A 6,222-nucleotide genomic window follows, 5' to 3' on the forward strand; every position below is an offset into this window, starting at 1 on the left:
ACCGTGAGGCTTACGTGCCGGAGCTAGGGGGGCCCGGCTGGGAGGCGCAGCGGGTGGCGCATGCGGAGGCGGTGCGTCGGTCGGTGGGCTGCGGGCCGGAGGATGTGGTGCGGGCTCGCCGGGCGGCGCGGCCGGTGGTGCGGGCGGCTCCGGGGTCGACGCCGCCGCCGCGGGTGGCGCGGCGGCCGGGGGCCAGGACGGTGCGGCGGCCGGTTCGCCCGGCGGACCGGGCCCCGAGGGCTCCGGCTCCCCCGGCGAGGGCCCCGCGCCCGGCGCGGAGGACGGCGAGGACCCCGGGGCGGCGGACCGGGACGAGGCCGAGGACGCTCAGGAGGAGGACGCGGCCGAGGAGGAGGACGGCGCGGCGGACCGGGAACGCGACGACGAGCCGGAAGCCTCCCCGGGCCCGGCGCCCACCGAGGCTCCCGGCTGGAGCGGCCAGGACGACTCCCTCGACCCGGCCGCCACCGGCGGTGGCGGCGGCCCCTCCACCGGCACCCTGGCCGCCGTCGGCCTGGCCGCCGCCCTGGCGGCGGGCGCCGGGCTCACCGCCTGGCGGCGCCGCGCGGCAGCCGCCTCCGCCACACCGGCGGACTCCGACGGGACGGCCACCGACCAGTGATCACCCCGCTCCCCCGCGCCCTGCACCCCGGCGCCTGGTGGCTGTGGGCGCTCGGCCTCGCCGTCGCCGCCAGCCGCACCACCAACCCGGTGCTGCTCCTGCTGATCATCGCCGTCGCCGGCTATGTGGTGGTCAGCCGCCGCACCGACGCGCCCTGGGCGCTGTCCTTCCGGATGTACCTGCTGTTCGGCGCGTTCATCGTGGTGATGCGGGTGCTGTTCCGCATCGTCTTCGGCGGCGGCCAGGGCTCCACCATCCTCTTCACCCTGCCGGAGATCCCGCTGCCGGAGGCCGCCGCCGGGATCCGGCTGCTGGGCCCGGTGGCGGCCGAGCAGCTGCTGGGCGGGGTGTACGACGGCCTCCAGCTCGCCGCCATGGTGATCTGCATCGGCGCGGCCAACGCGCTCGCCAACCCCAAACGGCTGCTCAAGTCCCTGCCGGGCGCGCTCTACGAGATCGGTACCTCCGTCGTGGTGGCCCTCACCGTCGCCCCGCAGCTCATCGAGAGCGTGCAGCGCGTCCGGCGGGCCCGCCGGCTGCGCGGCGCGTCCGGCAAGGGGCGCGGGGCGCTGCGCGGCATCCTCATCCCGGTGCTGGAGGACGCGCTGAACCGCTCGCTCGCGCTGGCCGCCGCCATGGCGTCCCGGGGCTACGGCCGGGTCGGCGCCACCCCGGCCAGAACCCGGCTGCTCACCGGGCTGCTGGTGATCGGCGGCCTGCTGGGGGTGTGCGCCGGGCTGTACGGGACGCTCGACCCGTCCGCGTCCCGGCTGCTGGGCCTGCCGCTGCTGCTGGGCGGGGCCGCCGTCGCCGTCATCGGGTTCCTGCTGGGCGGGCGCCGGGTGCGGCGCACCAGCTACCGGCCCGACCGGTGGCGCGGCGCCGAACTGCTGACCGCGGCCTCCGGTCTCGGGGCCGGCGCGCTGATGTACCTGAGCACCCGGGTGGACCCCGCCAACCTCTACCCCTCGCTCTCCCCGCTCAGCTGGCCCGAGGTGGCCGCGCTGCCCGTCGCCGCCATCCTGGTGGGCCTGCTGCCCGCCGTCCTCACTCCCCCGCCCCCGCCGCCGGCCCCCGCCGTACCGCAGGACGCTCCGGCCCTTCAGGAGACCCGCGCATGATCACGTTCGACTCGGTGAGCTTCCGTTACGACGGCGCCGCACGCCCCACCCTGGCCGGTGTCGAGCTGCGCGTGGAGGAGGGCGAGCTGTGCCTGATCTCCGGCCGTACCGGATCGGGGAAGTCGACGCTGCTGGGCGCGGTCAACGGCCTGGTGCCCCGGTTCACCGGCGGTGAGCTGCGCGGCACGGTGACGGTCGCCGGGCAGAGCACCCGGGACCGGCCGCCGCAGGAGTTCGCGCAGCTGGTCGGCGTGGTGGGCCAGGACCCGCTGGCGGGCTTCGTCACCGACACGGTGGAGGAGGAGCTGGCCTACGGCATGGAACAGCTGGCGATCGGCCCCGAGACCATGCGCAAGCGGGTCGAGGAGACGCTGGACCTGCTGGGCATCGCCGAGTTGCGGCACCGGCCGCTGCGCACCCTGTCCGGCGGCCAGCAGCAGCGGGTGGCGATCGGCGCGGTGCTCACCGCCCACCCCTCCGTCCTCGTGCTGGACGAGCCGACCTCCGCGCTGGACCCGACCGCCGCCGAGGACGTCCTGGCGGCGATCCTGCGGCTGGTGCACGACCTGGGGACGACGGTGGTGATCGCCGAGCACCGCATGGAGCGGGTGCTCCAGTACGCGGACCGGCTGCTGTATCTGCCGGGCGACGGCACCGTACGGTCCGGGGCGCCCGCCGAGCTGATCGCCGAGGCCGACATCGCGCCGCCGATCGTCCATCTGGGCCGCATCGCCGGCTGGGATCCGCTGCCGCTGTCGGTGCGCGACGCGCGCCGCCGGGCGGCCGGGCTGCGGGAGCGGCTGGCCGGGCACCGGCCGCCCGGGCCCGCCGCGCGCGGCGGCGAGGTGGCGCTGAGGGCCCGCAAGGTCACCGTCTCCTACGGGGAGCGGGTAGCGGTGCGCGAGGTGGACCTGGAGCTGCGGAGCGGGGAGATCGTCGCCCTGATGGGCCGCAACGGGTCGGGCAAGTCCTCGCTGCTGTGGGCGCTCCAGGGCTCGGGCCCGCGCCGCTCCGGCGAGGTCGCGGTGACGGCGGAGGGCTCCGGCGCCGAGGGCACCGACCCCGGTGCGGTCTCCGCCCGTCAGGCGCGGGCGCTGGTGGGTCTGGTACCGCAGACGGCGGCCGATCTGCTGTACCTCCAGACGGTGGACGGCGAGTGCGTCCAGGCCGACACGGAGTCCGGTGCGGAGCCCGGCACCTGCCGGGCGCTGCTGGATCTGCTCACCCCCGGCATCCCGGGCGAGCGGCATCCGCGGGACCTCTCCGAGGGGCAGCGGCTCGCGCTCGTGCTGGCGGTGCAGCTGACGGCGGCGCCCGGTGTGGTGCTGCTGGACGAGCCGACCCGCGGTCTGGACTACCACGCCAAACGGCACTTCGGGCAGGTGGTGCGGGAGCTGGCCGCCGACGGCCGGGCGGTGGTGATCGCCACCCACGACGTGGAGTTCGTGGCGGCCACCGCCGACCGGGTGACGGTGATGGCGGAGGGCGAGATCGTCGCGGACGGCCCGACCGCCGAGGTGATCTGCTCCTCGCCGTCGTTCGCGCCGCAGGTGGCGAAGATCCTGGGCCCCGACCCGTGGCTGACGCCCGAGCAGGTGGCGGCGGCGCTGGCGACGGCCGCGAGCCCGGAGGGCGCCCGGTGAGCGGGGGCCCCGCGCGGGCGACCGCGCTGCGGGTGGGCCCGCGGGCCGCCGCCGTGCTGGTGCTGGCGTCGGTGATCGGGCTCGGCATGTTCTGCTGGCCGCTGCTGTCGCCCCCGCAGCCGCAGGCGATCGCGCACTCCGGGCAGGCGCCGCTGATGTTCGTGCTGCTGCTGCCGGTGATCCTCGCCGTCGTGCTGGCGGAGATCTCCGAGGGCGGCATCGACCCGAAAACCCTCGCCCTGCTGGGGGTGCTCGCCGCCGTCAACGCGGCGCTGCGGCCGCTCGGGGCCGGAACCGCCGGCATCGAGACGGTGTTCTTCCTGCTGATCCTGGCCGGACGGGTCTTCGGGCCGGGCTTCGGCTACGCGCTGGGCGCCATCTCCCTGTTCGCGTCCGCCCTGCTGACGGCCGGGGTCGGCCCCTGGCTGCCGTTCCAGATGATGGCCGCCGGGTGGGTGGGGCTGGGCGCCGGGCTGCTGCCGCGCCGCCCGTCCGGCCGGGCCGAGATCGCGCTGCTGGCCGGGTACGGGGTGGTGGCGGCGTACGTCTTCGGCTTCCTGATGAATCTGTGGTTCTGGCCGTTCGCGCTGGGCGACGGCACCCAGCTGTCGTTCGACCCCGAGGCAGGTCCGCTGGCGAATCTGCACACCTTCTTCCTCTACACCCTGGCCACCTCCACCTTCGGCTGGGACACCGGCCGGGCGGTGACCAACGCGATCGCGCTGTGCGTCCTGGGCCCCGCCGTCCTGGCGACCCTGCGCCGCGCGGCACGGCGCGCCGCCTTCGACGTACCGGTCACCTTCGCGACCGCCGCGTCCGCACCTTCGACCGACCAAGGAGCAACGACCCGATGATGACCCTGCGCAGACGCGCGGCGGCCGTACTGCCCGCCGCGCTGATAGCGACCGCACTGACACTGCCGGGGGCGAGCGCCCGGGCCGACGAGGGGCCCGCGGAGCTGGTCTCACCGGCGGAGGCCGCCGCCACCTGGGCGGTCGGCAAGCTCACCGACGGCACCCACGCCTCGGCCGACCACGGGCTGACAGCCGACATCGTGATGGGTCTGGCCGCCGCCGGCACCGCCGGGGACACCGCCGGGCGCGCCACCGACTGGCTGGCGGCGCACGCGGGCGACTACATCAACCGGGGCGTCCCGGACGCGGTCAACGCGGGCGGCACCGCGAAGCTGGCGCTGGTCGCGGCGATCGAGAACCGTGACCTGTCCGACTTCGGCGGCCACGATCTGGCCGGGCTGCTGAGGGACCGGGTGCAGGACACCGGCCGGTTCTCGGACGCCGGCCCCTCCGGGGACATGTCCAACCAGTTCACCCAGTCGCTCGGTGTGCTGGCGCTGGAGCGTACGGCGGAGGGCGCGCCGGAGAGCACGGTGGAGTTCCTGGCCTCCACGCGCTGCGCGGACGGCGGGTATCCGCTGTCGCTGCGCCGCAACCCGGACCGCTGCACGGCGGACACGGACAGCACCGGCATGGCGGTGCAGGCGCTGCTGGCGGCCGGGCGGACGGCGGACGCCGAGCCGGGTCTCGACTGGCTGGAGGCCCAGCAGCAGGAGAGTGGCGGCTGGGGCTACAACGCGGCGAGCGCCGCGAACTCCAACTCCACCGCGCTGGCCGTGCAGGCGCTGATCGGTGGCGGCCGGGCGGAGGCGGCCGAGCGCGGCACGTCCTGGCTGCGCGGGATGCAGGTCGGCTGCTCGGCGGCCGAGGGCGACCGGGGTGCGGTCGGCTACATGGAGCCGGTCGCGGACGGCATGGCGCTGCGGGCGACGGCCCAGGTGATCCCGGCGCTGGCCGGGGTGCCGCTGGGTGACATCGACGGCTCGGGTGGCGTGTCCGGGGTGGCGCCGGTGGCGTGCGCTCCCGGTGGCGGGGACGGCGGCAGCGGCGGTGCCGGTGCGGCGGGCGGCGCGGGCGGTGCCGTGAGCGGCGCGGCCGGGACGACGGTCTCCGGCGGCGGTGACACGGGCGGCGACACCTCCGGTGCCGATGCCGGCGGTGCGGGCGACGCCGTCTCCGGTGGTGCGGACGCCGGTGCCGACTCCGGCGCGGACGGCGGCGCCGACGCCGGTACCGGGGGCGCTGCTTCGGGTGACGCCGTGACGGGCGGCGCCGCCGACGGCGGCGCGGAGGTCTCCGGCGGCGGCGACGCGGCGGTCTCCGCCGGTGGGTCGGCCGGGTCGCTCACCCCGGACGGCGGGCTGGCCAGCACCGGTACGGGCGCGGTGCCGGTGGCGGTGGCCGCCGGAATGCTGCTGGTGGCCGGGGCCGGGGTGTACGTCCTGGCCAGGCAGCGACGGCGCGACACGGTCTGACCGGTGCGCGCGCCGTCGCTGACCGGCGCGCGTCTTCGAGGGTTCCATCCGTTCCGTTCGAGGGAGAAGCATGATCCGTACCGCTACCGTCACCGTCACCGCAGCCGCCGTGCTCGCCCTGGTCGGCGCGGCCCCGGCTCCGGCGGCCGGCTCCGTCGCCGCGGCCAACGACCCGGTGACCGTGCAGCTGACCGTTACCGGACCGGCCGGGACGGTGTTCTCCGACGAGGTGACCACCACCGGCCACACCGTCTCGCCGCTGACCGGCGGGGCGCGGCTGTGCGACGGCACCAACGGGGGTGCCAACCCGGAGCCGGGCGCCACCCCGACGGCCGCGCTGGACGACGCGGCGCAGCAGAACGGCTTCACCTGGGACGGTGTCTGGTACACCTCCTTCGACGACTACCTGGTCACCCAGATCGACGGGATCTCCCAGACGGCCGACGAGTTCTGGCTGATCTCGGTGAACGGCACGGCGACACCGGTCGGCGGCTGCCAGTTCCTGGT

Annotated in this window: 5 protein-coding genes; all 5 read left to right on the forward strand. The window is 76.4% G+C overall.

Translation table 11 applies throughout. The annotated features are described in order from the left end of the window. Window positions 1–618 precede the first annotated feature (618 nt). Window positions 619–1,743: a CbiQ family ECF transporter T component gene (locus ACFV5N_RS23260; RefSeq protein WP_385603123.1), complete on the forward strand. Its 1,125-nt coding sequence runs from the start codon at window positions 619–621 to the stop codon at window positions 1,741–1,743. Further along, complete coding sequence (locus tag ACFV5N_RS23265; RefSeq protein ID WP_385603126.1) at window positions 1,740–3,386, forward strand: ABC transporter ATP-binding protein; 1,647 nt, start codon at window positions 1,740–1,742, stop codon at window positions 3,384–3,386. The genes ACFV5N_RS23260 and ACFV5N_RS23265 overlap by 4 nt, the downstream gene beginning before the upstream one ends. After that, entirely contained in the window at window positions 3,383–4,240 is an 858-nt protein-coding gene (locus ACFV5N_RS23270) for an ECF transporter S component (RefSeq protein WP_176129044.1), read from the forward strand. Before ACFV5N_RS23265 ends, ACFV5N_RS23270 begins: the two co-directional genes overlap by 4 nt. Next, window positions 4,237–5,715 carry a hypothetical protein gene (locus ACFV5N_RS23275; protein WP_385603130.1) on the forward strand — a complete coding sequence of 493 codons (1,479 nt, stop codon included), beginning with the start codon at window positions 4,237–4,239 and terminating at the stop codon, window positions 5,713–5,715. Before ACFV5N_RS23270 ends, ACFV5N_RS23275 begins: the two co-directional genes overlap by 4 nt. Before the next feature lie 70 nt (window positions 5,716–5,785). Further along, window positions 5,786–6,222: DUF4430 domain-containing protein (locus ACFV5N_RS23280; protein ID WP_385603133.1), on the forward strand; the 437-nt coding region annotated here is incomplete at its 3' end.

It is taken from the genome of Streptomyces sp. NPDC059853 (assembly GCF_042731495.1).
GTDB lineage: Bacteria > Actinomycetota > Actinomycetes > Streptomycetales > Streptomycetaceae > Streptomyces.

Excerpts from the sequence above, each read along its gene's own strand:
- ACFV5N_RS23275 (WP_385603130.1), top strand. The coding sequence starts at position 4,237 with ATGATGACCCTGCGCAGACGCGCGGCGGCCGTACTGCCCGCCGCGCTG.
- ACFV5N_RS23265 (WP_385603126.1), top strand. The coding sequence starts at position 1,740 with ATGATCACGTTCGACTCGGTGAGCTTCCGTTACGACGGCGCCGCACGC.